Annotated in this window: 1 protein-coding gene; it reads left to right on the top strand. The window is 48.8% G+C overall.

Features of this window, described 5'->3' with window-relative positions:
- Positions 1-1,101 (top strand): calcium-binding protein (locus QT973_RS10975; protein ID WP_445305691.1); only part of this gene is annotated, 1,101 nt, incomplete at both ends.

The following is a 1,101-nucleotide window of genomic DNA, read 5'->3' as shown; positions in this document are numbered from 1 at the left end:
GGGCAACGACAAAGTTCAAGGCGGCGATGATGATGACGAGATCGAAGGTGGTCTAGGAACCAATACTCTAATTGGGGGTAGTGGAAAGGATCGCTTTATTTACCGCACTTCTCGCCAAGAGATTCAAACAGTTGTAGAAGCTGACTTTATTACTGACTTTAGTGTCGATGACGATGTTTTAGAGCTTTCTACGGCAGCTTTTGGTAATCTCACCGTTTCTAGCTTGACCCGACTGGAGATTACTGCTACTTCTACTGTGGGGTCGATCGGCAGCGCTAACTTGCTCGATTTCAGCCTGGATACCACTGTTAACAGCATCGCGTCTTTGCAAGCGCGGTTTATAGCTTTGGGTGGCAACCGAGAAGCGCCTACTTTCTGTCAGTTTATAGATGCCGAGACCGGTCGTGCTGTACTGGTATTTGCTGTTGGGGCGCGCTTTGAAGTTCTCACGAGTTTCTCGGCAAGCATTCGCCTGCAAGTCAGTAACTTTGTCTTCAGCGGCACGTCACTAAATGTTCCTGTCGGTACTGCTGGTGCTGACAATGTGAATTTCGGCACTTATCCGGCTGCCGTTAATTTCGATGGTTTAGCAGGCGATGACAACATTGTCGGCAGCAATTTTAACGATACCATCCTTGGCGGCGACGGCAACGATACCATCACCGGCGGCCTTGGTTTGGATGTCATAAGCGGCGGCAGTGGTGCGGATCTGTTTGTTTACAGGACAACGAAAGAAGGCGGCGATAAAATTGCTGACTTTACTGTTGGGGTGGACAAATTCGAGTTTAGCGCGAGCGCTTTCGGCAATTTGACTACGACTAACTTTGACGGTGTTAGCGGTTCAACTCCTGACATTACTGGCAAAGAGTTAGTGATTTTCACAGGTGGCAGTTATGCCTCTTTGCAAGATGCACAAGCTAAAGCCCTGGGCAATTCTACAACTGCTGGTTTCTTCGCCTTTACTAATGCGTCGAACGAAACAGAGTTGTATTTTGACTCGAACGGTACCGTAGCCGGTGGTTCGACCTTGATTGCGAATCTGGGTACTGCTGCTAGCAATCTGGGAACGGCGGACTTTGTATTTACAGGTACGATCGCATC

Source organism: Microcoleus sp. Z1_A1 (assembly GCF_036700305.1).
Taxonomy (GTDB): domain Bacteria; phylum Cyanobacteriota; class Cyanobacteriia; order Cyanobacteriales; family Microcoleaceae; genus Microcoleus.
The sequence above is the reverse complement of the archived record's forward strand: the minus strand, read 5'-3'. Positions and strand labels throughout refer to the sequence as shown.